This window comes from Cupriavidus sp. WS, from assembly GCF_000395345.1.
GTDB classification, from domain to species: domain Bacteria; phylum Pseudomonadota; class Gammaproteobacteria; order Burkholderiales; family Burkholderiaceae; genus Cupriavidus; species Cupriavidus basilensis_B.
The window spans coordinates 20732-39376 of the sequence record NZ_AQPL01000133.1 but is presented as its reverse complement, the minus strand read 5'-3'; the positions used below and the strand labels follow the sequence as shown (position 1 = coordinate 39376).

The 18645-nt window shown below is 67.6% G+C and carries 14 protein-coding genes; 8 read left to right on the top strand and 6 right to left on the bottom strand.

Features of this window, described 5'->3' with window-relative positions:
* The first annotated feature begins 7 nt into the window (after positions 1–7).
* Positions 8–1072 carry a porin gene (locus tag K206_RS0112630; RefSeq protein ID WP_020202779.1) on the top strand — a complete coding sequence of 355 codons (1065 nt, stop codon included), beginning with the start codon at positions 8–10 and terminating at the stop codon, positions 1070–1072.
* Between the two features lie 198 nt (positions 1073–1270).
* On the opposite strand, the gene K206_RS40845 is transcribed toward K206_RS0112630, so the two are convergent.
* Together K206_RS40845 and K206_RS0112620 are read right to left on the bottom strand one after the other, a co-directional pair.
* Entirely contained in the window at positions 1271–1942 is a 672-nt protein-coding gene (locus tag K206_RS40845) for an Hpt domain-containing protein (protein ID WP_196812866.1), read from the bottom strand.
* Between the two features lie 43 nt (positions 1943–1985).
* On the bottom strand, positions 1986–2618 hold the full coding sequence (locus tag K206_RS0112620) for a response regulator transcription factor (protein ID WP_029043558.1): 633 nt from the start codon (positions 2616–2618) through the stop codon (positions 1986–1988).
* Between the two features lie 436 nt (positions 2619–3054).
* Here K206_RS0112620 and K206_RS40840 point away from each other — a divergent pair, with 436 nt between their 5' ends.
* From K206_RS40840 to K206_RS0112585, 7 genes are all read left to right on the top strand, one after another.
* The gene (locus K206_RS40840) at positions 3055–3843 is read left to right on the top strand and encodes a hypothetical protein (RefSeq protein WP_020202776.1); all 789 of its coding nucleotides are present in this window, start codon (positions 3055–3057) and stop codon (positions 3841–3843) included.
* A gap of 579 nt (positions 3844–4422) precedes the next feature.
* Positions 4423–4971, top strand: a complete 549-nt coding sequence (locus K206_RS0112610) for a fimbrial protein (protein ID WP_020202775.1) — start codon at positions 4423–4425, stop codon at positions 4969–4971.
* A gap of 146 nt (positions 4972–5117) precedes the next feature.
* Positions 5118–5882, top strand: coding sequence for a molecular chaperone (locus K206_RS0112605; protein WP_231401598.1), 765 nt, complete (start codon positions 5118–5120; stop codon positions 5880–5882).
* Between the two features lie 226 nt (positions 5883–6108).
* Positions 6109–8727 (top strand): fimbria/pilus outer membrane usher protein, encoded by a 2619-nt coding sequence (locus K206_RS0112600; protein WP_020202773.1) that lies wholly within the window; start codon positions 6109–6111, stop codon positions 8725–8727.
* Between the two features lie 60 nt (positions 8728–8787).
* Complete coding sequence (locus K206_RS0112595) at positions 8788–9768, top strand: fimbrial protein (RefSeq protein ID WP_020202772.1); 981 nt, start codon at positions 8788–8790, stop codon at positions 9766–9768.
* Positions 9769–10491: 723 nt separating this feature from the next.
* Positions 10492–10689 carry a hypothetical protein gene (locus K206_RS42790; RefSeq protein WP_029043556.1) on the top strand — a complete coding sequence of 66 codons (198 nt, stop codon included), beginning with the start codon at positions 10492–10494 and terminating at the stop codon, positions 10687–10689.
* 405 nt (positions 10690–11094) lie between these two features.
* A complete protein-coding gene (locus tag K206_RS0112585) occupies positions 11095–11757 on the top strand; it encodes a response regulator (protein WP_020202770.1) in 663 nt (220 codons plus the stop codon).
* A gap of 23 nt (positions 11758–11780) precedes the next feature.
* Here the strand turns inward: K206_RS0112585 and K206_RS0112580 are convergent, their stop codons facing one another.
* The 4 genes from K206_RS0112580 to K206_RS0112560 all read right to left on the bottom strand — a co-directional run bounded on the left by K206_RS0112580 (position 11781) and on the right by K206_RS0112560 (position 18643).
* Positions 11781–12977 (bottom strand): fimbrial protein, encoded by a 1197-nt coding sequence (locus tag K206_RS0112580; RefSeq protein ID WP_196812865.1) that lies wholly within the window; start codon positions 12975–12977, stop codon positions 11781–11783.
* 99 nt (positions 12978–13076) lie between these two features.
* Positions 13077–16055 carry a GLUG motif-containing protein gene (locus K206_RS0112570; RefSeq protein ID WP_020202768.1) on the bottom strand — a complete coding sequence of 993 codons (2979 nt, stop codon included), beginning with the start codon at positions 16053–16055 and terminating at the stop codon, positions 13077–13079.
* Positions 16056–16138: 83 nt separating this feature from the next.
* Positions 16139–17827 carry a ShlB/FhaC/HecB family hemolysin secretion/activation protein gene (locus K206_RS0112565; RefSeq protein ID WP_020202767.1) on the bottom strand — a complete coding sequence of 563 codons (1689 nt, stop codon included), beginning with the start codon at positions 17825–17827 and terminating at the stop codon, positions 16139–16141.
* Between the two features lie 63 nt (positions 17828–17890).
* Positions 17891–18643, bottom strand: coding sequence for a molecular chaperone (locus K206_RS0112560; RefSeq protein WP_052165870.1), 753 nt, complete (start codon positions 18641–18643; stop codon positions 17891–17893).
* Positions 18644–18645: the final 2 nt, after the last annotated feature.

Below are 18645 nucleotides of genomic sequence, written 5' to 3'. Positions count from 1 at the left end.
TCAGGAAATGAAGAAGACAATCGTTGCGACGGCGGCCGCGGTCCTGGCAAGCGGCGCGTGGGCGCAGAGCGCCGTCACGCTGTACGGGGTGGCCGATGCCGGCCTGGAGTTCGTCAACCGGCAGAACGGCAACGGCGACAAGGTCTACCGCCTGCAGTCCGGCAGCGCGCTGACCGGCTCGCGCTGGGGCCTGCGCGGCGCGGAAGACCTGGGCAGCGGGCTGAAGGGCATCTTCGTGCTGGAAAGCGGCTTCGACCTCGACGACGGCAGGGCCGGCGACCGCCTGTTCGGCCGGCAGGCCTACGTCGGGCTGGAGACCCCGCAGGGCACCGTCACGCTGGGCCGCCAGCAGACACCGATGTACGACTTCGCGCTGCAGTACGACCCGATGGCCGCCGTCAGCAGCTATTCCATCTACGGCATGGACAGCGACTTCGGCGCGCGCGCCGACAACGCCATCAAGTACCGCGGCCAGTCCGGCGGACTGACCGTGTCGGGCCTCTACAGCTTCGGCTACGACGGCCAGGGCGGCACGAATGGCGAAGTCCCCGGCCACTGGAAGGTGGGCCGCGAGTATGCCTTCGGCCTGAACTATGCCGTGGGCCCGCTGGCCGCGGGCGCGGTCTTCGACCAGAAGAACGGCGACACCATCGCCTCGCGCAACCGCCACGACCAGCGCGCCACCATCGCCGCCAGCTATGCCTTCGGCCCGGCCAAGGTCTTCGCCGGCTACCGCTGGCAGCACCTCGGCTTCACCTCGGCGCTGGGCAACGGCACGGCTCACCTGGGCTGGGCCGGGGCCAGCTACCGGCTCACGCCCGCGGTTTCGTTCAGCGGCGCGGTGTACTACCAGGACAACCGCGGCACCAGCGCGGACCCGTGGCTGCTCTCCGCCGGGGGCAACTACGCCTTGTCCAAGCGCACCGACCTGTACCTGAACATGGCCTACGCGCTGAACAAGACCGACCGCTCGCGCGGTTTCATGTCGGACACCAGCGTCAACGGCAACGGCCAGGTCTCGCCGGGCGACAACCAGTTCGGCGCCAGCTTCGGCATGCGGCACCGCTTCTGACGGCACGGCCCCGGCCTGACGGATTGGCCGGGTTGCCGCGGACGCCCCGGTGCGATGCCACGGCATGCACCGGGGCGTGCGGCTTTCGGCGGTCCGGCGGCGGTATCGGCGCCGGCACGCGCAATGCGCGCAACATGCGCCAGCCATCACAGCGGCGGCGCGCGGCATGTGCGCCTTGTCGCACCGCCCCCCCGCCCGCTATCGCTCCGCCAGGCAGTCGTTCATGTGCTCGATGGCCGGCTCGAAGAGCGCCAGCAGGGCCAGCACGCCGTCGGCGTCGCGCCGGCGCGCGGCCGCTTCCAGGCGCGCGCAGAGCGACACCACCGCGCGGGACTCGAGGATGCGCGCCGAGCCCTTGAAGCGATGCGCCAGCGAGGCGGCCTCGTCCCAGCGGGACGCGACGCAGGCATCGCGCAGCAGCACGAGGTCGTCGCGATTGGTGTCGACCAGGCTTCTCACCAGCTCCGCGATCATGTCGGGGTCGCCATCGGACAGCGTCTCGATGGCCGGCCAGAATGCGGCCTCCTCCTCGGCGCTGATCGGCATGAGCCGATGCCGCACCAGTTGCCGCACGAGTTCGTGCTCGCGCACGGGTTCCGCCAGCGTGCCGCCGAAGCGCGGGTCGGCCGGCCCCGCCGACACCGCCAGCCACAGGGTCGGCCCGGCGCCGTCCGGGTCCGGCGCCACGCCGGCCGGCAGCGCGCCGTCGGCGGGCAGCCGCACCACCACCAGCCGCCAACCCTCGCCCAGCGGGCCGGGCGAGGACAGCGCATGCGCGGTCGCCTGGAAACCCAGGCCCTCCATCAGGGTGGCGAGGCCGCTGTCTTCCGCCCAGTCCGTCGTGTCGCCGATTAGCAATGCGCGATGCATGATCCGTAGTCCTTGAAGCTGCGTCGATGAAATTCCGGCACCGTCACGGCACCACATGACAGCGCCGTGCGAAGTCTACCAACTCCACCAGCGTCGCGACACGCAGCTTGGCCATGATGTGGATCTTGTGGCTGCTCACGGTCTTGTTGCTGATGAACTGCAGCTTGCCGATGGCGGCATTCGACAGCCCCCGCGCCAGCAGTTGCAGGATGACGATCTCCTTGTCGGTCAGCTGCTTGAGCCGGTCGTTGTCGTCGCGCAGGTCGGGCGGCACGGCCTCGGCGTCGCCCACTTCCGGCGGGAACAGCGTGTAGCCGGCCATCACGGCATCGACGCAACGCATGATCTCGTCCACGTCCTGCAGCTTGCTGACGAACCCCTTGGCGCCGAGCTGCATGGCGCGCGGCGCGAACGTCAGCGAATCCTGGCCGGACAGCACCAGGATGCGCACGTGCGGATGCATCGCCCGCAGGCGCGGGATGACCTCCAGGCCGTTCACCTTGGGAATATCGAGGTCGAGAATCACCAGGTCGGCCGGGTACTCCTTCGCGATGTCCAGCGCGGACTGACCATTGTTGGCCTCCAGCACCCGGCTCACGCCCAGCACCTGCGAAAGCCGCGTGCGAATGACCATGCGCATCGCTGGATGATCGTCAACTATCAACACCGTTGTCATTGCGCAGTCTCCGTTCAGAAAAATTTGCGCTATCTGCCGCGGAAGCACGCGGAATGCGTGATCCTTGTCTTCCGATTCTGCGATAAAGCGCCTGAGGCAAGTATGGGAAACCCCTGCTTTCGCTGCGGAAAGATCGCCATATGGCATGCGGCATGTCGCGTCCGCACGGACGGCGCAGCGCTGCGCCGCAGCGGCGGGCGGAAAGCGCCGCATGCCGGCACGGCACCTTCGCCCTGGCCCGGCAGAATCCTCCCGCCTCTGTTCGGGAAATGTCCGAGCCCGGCTGCAAGGCCGCTGCGACATACTTCATCCCTCGACTTTTCACGGCCGCGGGGCGGCCCCATCGCGGCGGTCCCGCCGGACGCCAGACGGCCACCAGGGACGCGCGCACGCGCGGCATGCCCCGGGCCTTTCGAAACGACCGCCAAGGAGCCAGATGAAGAAAAGCAAATCTGCAGGGCCGGGAAACCACGGCGACCCGCTGCGCGCGACCCGCGGCAGCATCTCCGACCTGCGCATGGTGGTGACGCTGCGCCCCGACCAGGAAATGACCATCGACAGCCTGGCCGACGCCCTGCGCCACAACGGCGAGTGGCTGGCGCGCGCCAGCATCTGCCTGGCCGCGTTGCGCGAGGCGGGCGCCGTGCCCGTGCGCGCGGTGATCTCGGACGTAAGAAAAGGGGCCGTCGCGCTCGATTTCTACGTCAACGACGACATCGCCCACTGCGCGCGCCTGACGCGCTCGGTCCACGCCGTGCTGGCCAGGGAATTCAACCGCGTGCTGCCACCATCACTGCTGATCGCGGTGCGGCCCCTGCTGGACGCCGCGCCGGAGCGGCGCCGCGCGCGCAGCCGGCCGGACGAGCTCGCCGCCTCCGCAGTCATGCTGGCCGAATCCGCCTCGGAGGCGAACCGGCGCATGTCGGCCATCTGCGCCTACCTGGCCGCCTTCCACGAGGCCAGGCAGGTCGGCGAGATTGCGTGTCCCGAGCAGCAGAACCTGCTGGCCGACCACCACGAAGCGGTGGACTGGCGCCTGCGCCTGCACCAGTCGGAGCAGGCGCGCTCGCTGGCCGAGTCGCTGGCCTTCCTCCAGCGCACCTACAACGAGGCCGCTTTCGACCTCGACACGCCGTTCCGCGAATACCAGGCCCTGCTGCAGCGGGAAGTGATGCTGGCCTTCCGCGAGGACCTCGCCTCGTTCTCCGCCGGGCAGCGCGCGTAGCGGCGGCACGGTTGCCGGGCGACGCCTTTGCATGAGGGCGCCGGCATACGCAGCGCCGGCATTTGTTTCGTTATCGGCACGAATATGAAATCATTGAGTTAGGAATTTCCCTCAATAACTAGGATAAATCCTATATTTCTAGTGCTTCCCGCAGCGTAATATTTTATTCACACGCATTGCGCATGCGACTTGCCAAATTTCTGCAATGGCTAGCTGAAATCGCTCTCCCCTTTTCCCCCGCCAACATCCGCCCCTCCCGGGCGGATTTTTTTGAGATTTCCGTCCTTCCCATGACCGCATGGATGGCCTCCTATCCTGTCTCCTGGCGCCGTACGCGCCTTCTCTTGGTTCCGACTTCCGCCGAAATCGCCGCCCCGAAGGCAACGATCTGTCCCAACACAAACCCATCCCATATTTAGTACTTGTACTACGTTTAAAGTCAAAATCTCGTTCTGGTCAGATAGTTCGGAACATTGACTTATCCGAAAATTCATTCAGAGCACCGCAGCAGTACTACCTCTGTACCAAGCGGGGCTTTAACGGGTAGTTCCGGATCTTCCACTTTTCCCATTTCTTGTCATGAAAAATACCCTTCTTGCTTCTGCCATCGCCGCCGCAGCAGCAGCGGCTGCATTCGCCCCGGTCGCCAACGCCTACGACGGCACGATCGAAATCACCGGCAACATCGTCGCCACCACGTGCCAGATCAATGGCAGCAACGGCCCCACCGACGTGACGGTGCCGCTGCCCCCGGTATCGGCCAACGCGCTGTCGACCCAGGGCGCCACCGCCGGCCGCACGCCGTTCTCGATCACGCTCTCCGGCTGCCAGGGGGGTTCGGCCACCAAGGTTTCCACCAGCTTCGAAGCCGGCCCGACGGTCAACAGCACCGGCCGCCTGACCGTGGACGCAGGCGGCGCCAGCGGCGTCGAAATCCGCCTGCTGAATGCCACCCAGGGCGTGATCAACGCGGGCACCGCGCTGACCGGCCAGAACTCGCCGGCCGTGAACATCGTTGGCAATGGCGCCACGCTGAACTACTTCGCCGAATACTTCGCGACCGGCACCGGCACCGTCACGTCCGGTGCCGCGAACTCGCGTGTCCGGTACTCGCTGGTCTACGAGTGATCGACAGCCGGCCGGCGTTGCGCGGAAGACGGTCCGGCGCCTGACCCCGCCGCCGCAAGGCGAGGCCTTTCAAGCCGTCTCGGCAATGCCGAGACGGCTTCTGAGGAAACGTGTTGCCCAAGTAAGCAAATCAATCGGTAGCAAAGATGAAACCCTCCATTTTTCTCGGGCCTCTCATGGCGGCGGCCTTCACCGTGGCGGGCGGGCTGGCCACCCCGGCGCAGGCGAGCGTGGTCATCACCGGCACCCGCGTCATCTTTCCGGCGCAGGAGCGCGAGGTCACGGTCAGGCTCACCAACGACGGCAAAATCCCGGCGCTGGTGCAGAGCTGGATCGACACGGGCGACGCCGACGCCTCGCCCGACCAGATCGACGTGCCGTTCGTGCTGACGCCGGCGATGTTCCGGCTCGAGCCCGGCAAGGGCCAGACGCTGCGCGTGATCTACAGCAAGGAGCCGCTGCCGCAGGACAAGGAATCGCTGTTCTGGCTCAACGTGCTCGAAGTGCCGCCAAAGCCGGAGCTCGGTGAAAACACCAACCGCCTGCAACTGGCCTTCCGCACGCGCATCAAGATGATGTTCCGCCCGGCCGCGCTGGCCGGCAGCGCCGACGACGCGCCGGCGAAGGTCACATGGGAGCTCGTGCGCGGCGAAGGCGGCAAGGGATATGCGCTGAAGGCGACCAACCCGAGCCCGTATGTGGTGAACCTCGGCAGCATCTCGCTCCTGGCCGACGGCCGGGACCTCAACGCCGGCAAGGGCTACGTCCTGCCCGGCGGCTCGCGGACGTTCGCGGTCGAAGGCCTTGCGGCGCCGCCGGCCTCGGCCGTGTCCGTCAACTACAGCGCCATCAACGACTGGGGCGGTGCCGTGCAGGGCAAGCAACCGTCCGCGGTCAGGCTGGCGCAGTAGGCGCGTGCGGGCGGGGCTGGCAACCATGCCAGTCCCGCCCGGACCGCGCGGACGCTTCCCGCTTTCCAGACAGATCCAGTCCGTATCCGCCGCGTGCAGCCAGGGCTTTCGTGAACAGCCCGCACCGGCAGGCGGCGGCCAGGTCCCGGAGGACCCTGGCAAGCCCCGCTCGGCCGTGCATCCGGTCATGCCGATGCCAACGGCTTTTATCAAGGAGCAAGTAGTCATGACCCCCGCCCGCGATGGCGCCTTTCATTTCCGCCTCAAGCCATTGTGCGCGCTGGTACTGTCGAGCCTGGCCGCGTGGCAGTCCGAGGCACTGGCCGAGGCGGGCGCGCCCGCGGCGAGGCAGGTCGCGCAGGTCGAGTTCGACAGCGGGTTCCTGGTGAAAGGCAACGCCCGGCACGTGGATCTGTCGCGCTTCGAGCACGGCAACGTCGTGCTGCCCGGCGTCTACAGCCTCGACATCTACGTCAACGGCAGCCGCGTGAGCCGCGCCGACGTGCCGTTCAGGCTCCTCGGCGACGGCGACCGCGACGCGCAGGCCTGCTTCGACGGCAAGCTGCTGCAAGGCATCGGCATCGATTTCCGCAAGCTGTCGCCCGAAACGGCGTCGCGGCTCGCGGTCGCGGGCGCGTGCCTGCCGCTTGCCGAGGTAGTGCCCGACGCCAGCGTGAGCCTGGACTTCGGCGACCAGCGCCTGGACATCGGCGTGCCGCAGGTTTCGCTGAGCCGCAGCGCGCGCGGCTACGTGAGCCCCGACCTGCTCGACTCCGGCGTGACGACCGGCATGCTCGGCTACAACCTCAACGTCTACAGTTTCAAGAGCCGCGGCGCCAGCATGCAGACGCAGGGCTACCTCGGCCTGAACGCGGGCTTCAACGCGGGCAACTGGCATTTCCGCCACAACGGCTCCTACAACTGGGACGCGAACGGGCGCAGCGTCTACCAGAACGTCGCCACCTATGCCCAGCGCGACCTGACGAAGCTGGCTTCGCAACTGACCATCGGCGAAGCCTACACCAGCGGCGAACTGTTCGACTCGACCGCTTTCCGCGGCGTGCGCATCGCCACCGACGACCGCATGCTGCCCGATTCGCTACGCGGCTACGCGCCGACGGTGCGCGGCGTCGCCAACAGCAATGCCCGGGTGACGATCCGCCAGAACGGCATGACGATCTACGAGACCACGGTCGCGCCCGGCGCGTTCGAGATCGACGATCTCTACGCCACCGGCTACGGCGGCGACCTGAACGTCGCCGTGACCGAGGCGGATGGCTCGGTGCGCTCGTTCTCGGTGCCGTATGCCGCCGTGCCGCTATCGCTGCGGCCCGGCGTCAACCGCTACAGCGTCGTGGCCGGCACGGTGCGCGACCCGTTGAGCTCGCGCAACCCGCTGTTCGCCCAGGCCACCTGGCAGCGCGGCATCAGCAACCTGCTGACCGGCTACGGCGGCGTGACGCTGGCGCAGGGCTACGGCTCGGCGATGCTGGGCGGGGCCTTCAACACGCCGTTCGGCGCGCTCGGCGCGGACGTGACGCAGGCGCTCACCTCGCTGCCCGGCCAGGGCCGCTTCAGCGGCACGAGCACGCGCATCAGCTATTCCAAGCTGGTGCCGCAGACCCGCACCGACGTGGCGATCGCCGCCTACCGCTACTCCACGGGCGGCTACTTCGGCCTCAACGAGGCCATGCTCGCGCGCACGCGCGCGGAGAACGGCCAGAGCATCGACAGCGTCTGGCGCCAGCGCAACCGCGCCTCGGTCACGCTCGGCCAGCAGCTCGGCGAGCGCGGCGGGCGGCTCAACCTGACCGCGTCGACCGCCAACTACTGGAACCGCAGCGGCTCGGACATCAATTATTCGGTCGGCTACGCCAACACCTACAGGAACATCGCCTTCGGCGTGTCGGCCATGCGCCAGCGCAGCGTGGACGGCCGCATGAGCACGATGTACTACGCCAACATCACGATCCCGCTGGGCAAGCAGCGCCCGCTGACCGTGACGGGCAGCGTCTCGCACGACAGCCGCGGCAGCACGCAGGCACAGACCTCCGTGTCGGGCTCGGCCGGCGCCGACAGCAACTTCTCGTATGGCCTGAGCGTGAACCACAGCTCGGGCGCCGGGCAATCCAGCACCGACGGCAGCGCCAACGTGCTGTACCGCAGCGCGTATGCGGATTTCAGCGGCAGCATGGGCGCCGGCGCCGATCGCCAGCAGGCCTCGCTCGGCGTGCGCGGCGCGGCGGTCCTGCACCGCGGCGGCATCACGCTGTCGCAGCCGCTGTCCGACACCTTCGCGATCGTCGAGGCGCCCGCCGCCGCGGGCGCGCGCGTGGCCAACGCGCCCGGCGTGCGCATCGACAGCCGCGGCTACGCGGTGGTGCCGTACCTGACGCCGTACAGCATGAACACGGTGGCGCTCGACCCGAAGGGACTGTCCACCGACGTGGAACTGCGCGAGACCAGCCAGCAGGTCGCGCCGCGCGCCGGCGCGGTGCCGATGCTCAGGTTCGAGACCATTTCGGGGCGCTCGGCGCTGATCCGGGCGCTGCGCGACGGCAATGCACCGCTGCCGTTCGGGGCGTCGGTGCGCGACGAGACCGGCCAGGAAGTCGGCGTGGTCGGCCAGGCCGGCAAGATCTTCGCGCGCGGGCTCCGGGACAAGGGCGTGCTGAAGGTCTCGTGGGGCAGCGGCGATGCGTCGGCCTGCCGCATCGACTACACGCTGCCGGAGCGCAAGAAGACGGACAAGGGCAGCAGCTATCAGCAGATCAAGGCCGGCTGCGCGTCCATCGCCACGGCGGCGGCCACCGTGACCACCGGCGCGCCGGTGGTACGCCGATGAGCGCGCCGTGCGCGGCGCGTGCCTCCTGGCTGGTCATATCGAAACCTGGGCAAGGACATCATGAAAAGACTCTTCTTCTGGCTGGCGTTGCTGAGTTCCGCGCTGACGACGGTCGATGCGATGGCCGACTGCAATGTGATTCCGTCAACGGATCACAAGCCGTTCCGCTACAGGCTGAGCAACTTCAACCCGCCGGCCTTCAATCCGAACGTGGCGGACGGCACCCTGCTCTACTCGGGGACGCACGACTTCATCCCGGAAAACAGCGGACCGACCGGTTGGACCTGCGATCTCCGACTGGTCAATTACGGCGGCCGGGGAAGCCTGGGACCCCACGACACCTTGTCCACACCGCTCAAGGGTATCGGCTTGCGGATGCGCTATGCCTTCGACCCCAGATGGTGGCCGTACTCTGAATCAAGCGCGGCCGTCGGCCTCAGTGAAGGCTACACCGTGCAGTTGGTCGTCGAGCTCGTCAAGGTCGGCCCGATCACCGCGGGTGGCACGCTGAACGGCGTGGTTGCGGCAAAATGGATTCATGACGGCACGGTGAAGGCAGCCGAATACCTGATCGACAATGCCCCCATCAGGCCGCTCGTGCCCACCTGCTCACTGCAAAACAACCATATCCCGGTGTCGCTGGACAAGGTCGACATCAGTCGTTTCAAGGGCATCGGTTCGGCTTCGGACGACCAGCCATTCCACGTCAGGCTATCCTGCGCCGGCGGCAGTGCCGGGACCGAGACCAACATCCATGCGACGCTGACCGACGCGAACGATCTGGCCAACCGCGGAGATACGCTCAAGCTGTCGCCGGGATCGACGGCGAAAGGCGTGGGCATCCAGATACGCAAGGACGGCACCGTGCTCAAGTACGGCGCCGATTCCCGCGACCCGGCCAATCCGAACCAGTGGCCCGCCGGCCTGGCGGCGAACGGCCCGTTCGACATTGCCCTGACCGCACGCTACATACAGACCGAGGCCGAGGTCGGGGCGGGCACGGCAAACGGCCGGGCAACGATCACCATGAGCTATCAATGATGGTCATGCGGCACGGGCATTTGCCGCCGTATTGAAAGACGAATCCGATTGCTCCGGCCGCCCGGCCGGACGGACATGGCGCCCCGGGACCACGTTCCCGGCCCCACGGATTCGGCATCGCCCCGGCATCTTTTTCCTCCAGTGCCCGCCCCCTCGCACGGCGGACCTCTTCTCCCCCGGCTCCCCGACTTGCGCCGGCGCACGTTTGCCGGTCCCGGTCAACCAGCCGGCCCCATCATCGAACTTGTCCGAAATCGGTTCTTGCGCAAAGCGCGCATAGCCATCGATTTCATACTCACCCTATATGGACGCCATAAATATCGTTCATGTCAGATAGAAAGGGAAACGTCATTGACCGAAACTCTGTGCTTGAGCCTGCCCTTGGCAACACGGCAGCCCTCCCCGTCGACAGGCGCTCTGGCCCGCTTCCGGACAGGCCTGGAACGCATGTCGCCGCCGTTGCCCGCGCGCGTTTGCGCCGGCATCGCCCGCGCAGGCAGCGCGCGCGGCCGGACCACTCATACCAAGAACGATCGATGAACCCTATGAAGCCACCACCCCTGACCGGCCTGCCCGCGCCGCCATTGCCGGCGCAGGGCCCATCCACGGAAACCGCGCCCTCGCCATGCGCCGCCGCCATGCCGGGCTGGACATCCATTCCATCTCACCACTGAGACACCGGCAATGCGTGAAGACTCCAGCTTTCCGCCGGAAGGACCTGCCGTGAAAACGCAACAACCCTTGACTGTGTATCGCGTGCTGCTCGAATTCTCCGACCTGAGCAAGGTGAATCAGCAGGTCTTCATCGAACTGATGAACGACTTCCTGATGATCTCGCCGCAGCGGCGCCGCGAATTCATCGAGCAATGGCGCGTGGCGCTGGACCGCCACGCCACAGCCGACACCGAACACAGCAATTGAATTGAGGATGGCGTCTCCCGCTGCGGCGGCGAGCCGCGCCATCCGGGACGCAAAGCAGCAGCCGGCCGGCAGCCAGGCTGCGCAGCACAGCCTGGCCAGCAAGAGAGCAACAAGAATATTCCTAAGCCAGCCGCCGCCAGAGCCGCGTCTCGCCCATCGATGAAACAATTTCTTGGACTCTTCCTTGATTGTTTCTCCTTTTAACCTTCGCACGGGGATGACCGCCGCCCCCGGAGGGAGCTTGCCAACGGTTTAGGGGAAATTCCCGTTAAACTCGTACAGTCATTTAGGATTTGTCAGACGGCTGCTCCCTCGGTCATCATGCGTCCGCCCTCGCGCCCGAAGTCAAACCCGCCATCATTGCCACGTTCCGCGCCGTGGCAGCCGGGGTCAAGGAGTGAAAACATGCAAGAATTTTCCATCAGAGTGATCGTCGCGGACGACCATCCGGCGGTGGCCCTGGGAATCAGTTATGAACTGCAGAAGATCGATGCCGCCAAGCTGGTGGCAACCGTGAGCAACTCGACCGAACTGATCGCCACGCTGGACGCGCATCCGTGCGACGTGCTCGTGACCGACTACGTCATGCCCGGCGGCAAGTACGGCGACGGCCTCGCGCTGGTGTCTTTCCTGCGGCGCCGCTACCCGGCGCTGCGGCTGGTGATCTTCACCATGATCGACAACCCCGGCGTCATCCGGGCCATCCTGCAGCAGGGCGTGAACTGCATCCTGAGCAAGTCCGACGCCATGTCCCACCTGCTCGCCGCGGTCCATGCGGCCCATGTGGAAGGCAAGTATTTCTCGCCCTCCATCAAGGAAATGCTGGAGGACGACCAGCCGGCCACGCAGTCGCGCCCGCTGACCCCGCGCGAAGCCGAGGTCGTGCGCCGCTTCGGCTCGGGGCAGACCATCAACGAGATCGCCGCCCAGTTGCATCGCAGCAAGCAGACGGTCAGCTCGCAGAAATCCAGCGCCATGCGCAAGCTCGGCATCAAGCGCGACGCCGACCTGATCCGCTACGCCACCGACGGCAACCTCGCCGCGTCGGAGAACTCGCTGGCGGGATAAGCGGCCGCGCCGCAACACCGCCCTCATGGGAAGGTAAACGTGAATTCCGCCGAGCCGCCGGCATACCCGGCCTTCATCTCGGCAACCGTGCCGGTGCGGAGGTATTGCGCCTGCAGTTGAATCGTCGCCGTATCGCCCGAGCGCGTCATCACGTACTTCGTGGCCACGTTCGGATTGTCGAAGGCGATGCGCGCACCGCTCGACCTGTTCGTCATGATGATGCCGAAGCCCTCGGCCAGGCTCTGCCCGCCGGGCGCGTAGAGTTGCAGGATGGTCTTGTCGGTGGTCGGCTTGTTGGACTTGTCGCGGAAGCTGATCGTGGGCTTGGCGTTTGCCGTGCAATTGTTCAGCGTGATGGCGAACGGCACCGGCGTCGAGGTGCTGTTGGCGCTCGGGAAATCCCTCACCGAAAAGGTACCCAGGTTGACCGGAATGATCTGGTTGGCCACCACGTCGCACTTGTTCGGAATCGGCGGCGGCGGGCCGCCGCCGAGGTTGACGATGCCCGTGCTGTCGTAGACACGCTCCAGACTGCAGGTGCCCGAAGTCGCCTGGCTGAGGTCGACGATGGTGCCAAGCGCCGGCGCCGCCGCGGTCAGGAAATCCCGGGCATAAAGCTTCACCTCCCGGTTATCCGCGATCCTGGTCACCTGGAGCGCACCCGGCGGCAGCAGATTCGCGGGCTTGGTCAGCACCAGGTATTGCCTGTAGCCGGAGAGACGCCCGGAGCTTCCAGAGCCCACCGCGTCATTTATCATCAACGCAAGTTTGTCGGCGGCCAACGCCGTCGGATACGAACTGAAGGGCAACGGTGTCTCGCCAGCCCCCGATACCGTCATCCATTTGAGACCGATGCCGTCGATATTGGTCGGCGCAATGCTGTCCGATCCGATCGGTCCCACCGACCAGTGCCCGGCAATGACGAGCGTGTGGGGCACTGTAGCCGGCTTGTAGGCAAATTCGGTATGCAAGCTGAAGTTCCGCGCCATCAGGGGTGTGCCGACCGGCGTGCTGCTGGTCAGCGGATTGACGATCGTCCATGGCTGCACCATGTCGTCGGAGAGCCGCGTAAGGCAACCGGTTGTCACGGCGTCCACCCATGCCGCCCGCACGTCCGCGCTGGCCACGCCCAATGCAACCCCGAGTGCCAGCAGCGGCACGGCAGCGAGCCCGCGCGGTGACGGGGCGCGCCCGGCGCCCGGCAATTCGTTCCTGTTCATGCCATTCTCCATGGCCTCCTTACTGCGAGGCAATTTCAGGGGCCGGCGCGCCCGTCCGGCCTGCACCAGGCGGACAGGCGGCCAGCCAGCCTCGGCGCCTTACTCGATGGTGCCGAAGTTGCGGCCCGCCAGCGGCACCAGCGCGGCGTCACCGGAGACGGCGTTGTAGCTCATCCGGCCATAGTTCACGCCGACCAGCCCACCGCCGTTCTGGCCGTAGTAGGCCGTGGCGTTGACCTTGCCGCTCGCCTGCGAATACTCGACCACGCCGTTGTTCACGCCGACCAGCCCGCCCAGCGATGCATAACTGCCGCCCTTGACCGAGCCCGAGGCCGAGGCGCCGAGGATGCGGCCGTTGTTCTGGCCGACCAGGCCGCCTACCATGCTGTAGTTTTGGCCTGTGACGCTGCCGCTGGCCACGCCGGAAATCGCCATGGCGGTCGGGTCGAGGCTCGTGTTGTTGGTGCCGACCAGCCCGCCGACGTAGCTGTTGCTGCCGCTAGAGACATTGCCGCGGGCTTCCACCCCCTGCAAGTCGCCGGCGTTGTAGCCGACCAGGCCACCGACGTGGCTGTTGCTGCCGGACCAGACATTGCCAGTCGCCAGCGCGCCGACGATGGCACCACCATTGCTGCTGCCAACCAGCCCGCCCACGCGGGCGCCGCTGCCGCCGTAGACCTCGCCGGCGGCCTCGGCATTCAGGATGGTGCCGCCGTCATGCGTGCCAACCAGCCCGCCCACGCTGACGCCGCTGCGGTTCTCGACGACGCCGCTGGCCCGGACATCGGTCAGGTTGCCCGCCTGATTCCAGCCCACCAGGCCACCCACCGTGGCCGCGCCGGAACCGGTCACCCTACCGCTGGCGTAGGAGCCGGTAATCGAGCCGCCCTCATTGCGGCCGACCAGGCCACCGAGATAACCGCCGGTGGCATTGACGGAGCCAGTGGCGAAGAAGCTGCTCGCGATAGTGCCGCCACGGTTGTAGCCGACCAGCCCGCCGTAATTGGCTCCGCCCGCGTAGTTGGTGATAGTGCCCAGGCTCGAGGAGTCGGCGATGAAACCAGCGGCACTGCCGCCCGTGCCGTCGCCGTTGTTGATCCCGACCAGTCCGCCCACGCTGCCGGACAGGTTGTGCGACATGCGGTTCATCAGGCTGACGTTGGTCTGGCTGTTGATCACGCGGCCGAAGTTCTCGCCGACCAGACCGCCGACGGCCTGGCTGTAGTCGTTGCCCGACGCGGTGCCTGCCACCTTGGCGGTGTCGATGGTGCCGAAATTCATCCCGACCAGGCCGCCCGTCGTGGCGCCGCTGCTGCCGTAGACGTTGCCGTCCACCTTCACGCCGGTGACGTTGACGTTGTTGATCTGGCCGAAGTTCACGCCCGCCAGTCCGCCCACCAGCGCAATCCCGCCCGCGGGCCAGCCGGAGGGGCCGACGGCCGTAAGCGAAGCCAGGTTCAGGTTGCTGATGCGGCCGGACGAGATGCCGAACAGGCCGACATACGGCCCCGTGCCGCTCACCCTGATGTCGCTCAGCGTATGGCCCAGGCCCTCGAAGATGCCGGAGAAGACCTGGCTGGAACCGATCGGGGTCATGTAGGCACCGCGAAAATCGGTGCCGACCACGTAATAACCGCCCAGGTTGTTGTTGACGTTCTGCAACTGGGAGAAATTCTGGATCACGTCATAGAAGTAACCGTTCGACTTGAACGAGGCACCGGTGCCGGACAGCGTCACCACGGCGCCGTTGTTCAGCTTCAGGGCATTGCCCGCGCCATAGTTGATCTCCATGCCGGAGCCCGCGCCGCTGGCCGTCAGCGCGACGCCGTTGATGTTGACGTCGCCGGCCGCGGTCAGCGCCAGCTTGTTGCCGCTGCTCCAGGCCACAGGCGCGTTGACCGAGAGATTGCCAGTGTTGCTGACCAGCTCGACATTGGTGGTGCCCAGGCTGCGTGCCAGCGTGTCGGCCGTTACGGTGCTGCCGCCTGCGCTGCCCGTCTGCCTGACGCTGGCCTCGGCCGTGCCGATGCGCCAGGTGCCGGTCTGGCCATAGCTGGCCTGGGTGCTGACCTGCGTACCCACCAGCACCTGCACGTCGGCGCCCTTGGTCTCGACGACGCCGCCGTTGCCCGGGCCGGACAGCGCGCTGGCGTTGAGGCTGCCGGCCACGCGCACGGTGCCGGCGTCGCCGCCGTCCAGCGTGATCCTGCCGGCGTAGCCGGCCAGGGTCTTGGCCTCGACGACGCCCGTGTTGTTGACCACCGCCTGCTGCAGGCTGCCGGCCGCCTGCGCCGTCATCAGTACCTGCCCGCCATTGGCGCGCAGCACGCCGCCGTTCTGCGCCACCGCGCTCAGCGCGGCGCCGTTGACCTGCAGGTTGAGCAGGCCGCTGCCATCGAAGCTGACGGTGAAGTCGTTGCCGGCGCCCAGCGCCACGCGGCCCAGCAGGGCCTGGATCGTGCCGGTGTTGTTGACGTTCGTGCCCAGCAGCGCCACGCTGCCGCCCGGCGCGGCATTGATCGTGCCGTAGTTCCATACCTGCGCGCCGGTGCTGCCCGCGAAGCGGTAATTGCTGTTGAGGAAGTCGGCGTCGCTGATGCCTTGCGCCGAGGCCACCAGCCCGCCGACGTTGACCTGGGCGGTCCGGCCGAACAGCATGCCGTTGGGATTGACCAGGAACACGCGGCCATTGGCATCCAGCGCGCCATCGATGTTGCTGGTAGCCGCCGTGACCACGCGGTTCAACACCACCGAGGTATTGGCGGGCTGGTTGAAGGCGACGCGCTCGGCCGCGCCGATGTTGAATTCGTTCCAGTTGACGATCAGCTTGTCGGACTGCTGATTGACCGTCATGTTCCTGCCGCCGTTGTAGACCTGCACGTCGCCGCTGCCGGACACGATCGACTGCCCGGTCGGCAACGCATGCGCCGTGGCCAGCGCCCCCAGCCCGAGCACCACGGCGGCCGCCGCGATGGCGCGCTTTGCGCTGCCCGGCTTGCCGTGGCGGCGCGTTCCTTCGCTGGCGACGTTCCAGCAACCCTGAGATTGGTTCCAGACCAATGCGTAGTTCTTGTTCATGACTTCTTCCTTGTTTGTCAGACACTGCCATCTGCCCGGCAGCATGGGTACGACATCGATGCCGCGCGGCGGACATCCGCCGCTCAAAAGTACTGCGCCCCCTGCACCCAGATCCGCGGGCTGCGCACCGGCCCGCCGCTTTCGTCGCGCTGGCCCACCGGCCACGCGAGCGCCACGCTGACCTGATGCCCGTCGCCGGTCCAGCCGGCACCGACTCCAGCGGCGGTCAGCCGGCGCTGGTTGTTCCCGGTGGACCAGGGATGGCGGTTGATGTCGACCTCGCTGCGGTCGACGAAGGCGCTGAACTGCCAGCCGGCAAAGGGCATGTAGCGCAGCTCCAGGCTGGCCTGCCAGCCCTGGTCGCCGGTGCCCGCGCCGAGCGCGTAGCCGCGCACGCCGTAGGGCCCGCCCATGCCGAATTTCTCGGAGCCGTCGAGATTGCCCGAGGCCCATTGCGCGTTGAACTGGCCATAAAGCTGGAAGCGCTGGCTAAGCCGCTGCAGCCGCGCGGCGTTCAGGCTCAGCTTGCTGAAGCGGCCGGCGGCGTGGGCGGTGAAGCCGTCCACGTAACTCGTGTAGGGATCGTCCAGGCGCAGCCGCCCGCGGCTGACGCTCACCGACACCATGCTCTGCCCGCCGCCGAACAACCCGTCCTGGTTGTTGGCGTTCACGCCCAGCGTCCATGATTCGACGCGCTTGGGGTTGGTCACCTCGAACAGGTCCATGTCGTCGCGCAGCCGCTTGTCGTCGTATTGCAGTTGCGCGTTCACGTTGAACGCGCGGCCGCGCAGCAGCGGCTGGGTGATGAAGGCGCTGCGGATGCTGGCCTTGCCGTGCGCATCCAGCACCGCGAAGTCCCGCGCCAGGTGGTAGCGCATCTCGGAGTACGCCACGCCCGCGCGCGTGAGCCAAGGGCCGAACGGCACCTGGTAGCCGGCGCGGTAGTAGCGCTGCCGCTTGTCGCTGCCCAGCACGCGCAGGCTCAACTGGTCGCCGAGCCGCAGCGGGCTGTTGAGATAGAGGCTGCCACCGAGGCGGTATTCGCCGGTGTAGTAGCCGCCGTAGTTGTCCGCCTCCACGCTGCCGCTGACCAGCGGCAGCGGTGCCGCGTCGACCACGAGGTCGGTGGCGCCGCGCTCGGCGCCGGGGCGCAGCGTGCCGCGCACCTGCACGCCAGGCAGGTCATTGAGCAGCAGCAGGCGGCTTTCCAGCGCGGCGGCCTGCACGGCGTCGCCGCCCCTGAGCGCCGCGAGCGGCTGGCGCAGCACGCCGTCGAGCACGCGCGACTGGTTCTGCAATTCGACCTGCCCGTAGCGGCCCTCCATCACTTCGATCAGGACCACGCCGTCCTCGATGTCCTGGCGCGGCAGGAACGCGCGCGCCAGCACGTAGCCGTGTTCGTGGTAGTACGCGGTGATGCGGTCGGCCGCGGCGCGCAGGCCGGCAAGGTCCTGCTCGCTGCCGTGCAGGTCGCGCAGCAGCGCCAGTAGTTGCGCCGACGCGAACGCCTGGTTGCCGGTGATGCGGAAACCCTGCACCGTCATGCGCAGGCCCGGCTCGGCGGGCGCGGCCGGGCGCGCCGGCGCCTGGGGCATATCCAGTTCCAGGTCCGATGGCGCCGGCAGGCCGGGGCGCACCGTTTCCAGGTCGCGCATGGTCTGCCCGGCGTTGGGAATATTGGGTGCGTTTGGAGCACCGGGCGCCTGCGCCCACGCGGCCACCGGCAGCGCCAGCGCCGCGCCGAATGCGCACAGGCCCGGGATACCAATCATTTGTCTTGCTTTCACATTGACCATCGTCGATTCACCTGCGCCGCGCGGACCATCCGGGCGGACCTACGGCCTGGCGCTCGCGCTCCCGCCGACCAATTCCCCACCGTCCTTCGCCACCTCGTAGCGCACCTGCGCTCCGCCGCTCCCCTTCAGGCCGGGCAGCGCGATGCGCGTGACGCCGAGCGGCGCCAGCGTCTGGCCGTCCAGTTCCACCGCGGCAGCGCCGCGCGTGACCGTCATCTGCGCGAGCGAGACGTAATACGGCGTGGGGTTGTCCGCCTCCAGTACCGCGTCGCCGGGCGCGGGCGCGCCGCCGAGGCGCCACGTCACGCGCGAGACCGCTTCGTCGGCGCTGCCGGGCAGGCCGGCGGGCCGGTACAGCAGCTTCATGCGCGAACGGTACGACAGCCGCAGCAGGTTGCGGCTGTCCTCGGGCAGCGTCGGCACTTCGAGGAAGTTGAGCCAGAACACCGATTCGCGGTCCCCCGGCAGCGGCTCGCCGGTATGCCTGAGGCGCAGCACGGACTTGTGCTCGGGGTCCAGCCGGAACATCGGCGGCGCCAGCACGAACGGCACGCTGAGCCTGGCGGGATCGGCATCGGGGTCGCCGCGATCCAGCCAGGCCTGCACCAGGATCGGGCTGCGGCCCTTGTTGCCCACCTGCACGGTCAACTCCTTCGCGCCGGCGGGATAGATGAAGCGCGTGCCCACCACCGACAGCGCCGCCGCGGCCCAGCCCGGCGCCAGCAGCGACAGCGCCACCAGCACCGCCAGCACGTGCCGCCGCCGTATGCCTGTCTTCGTTCCTGTGTTCATCG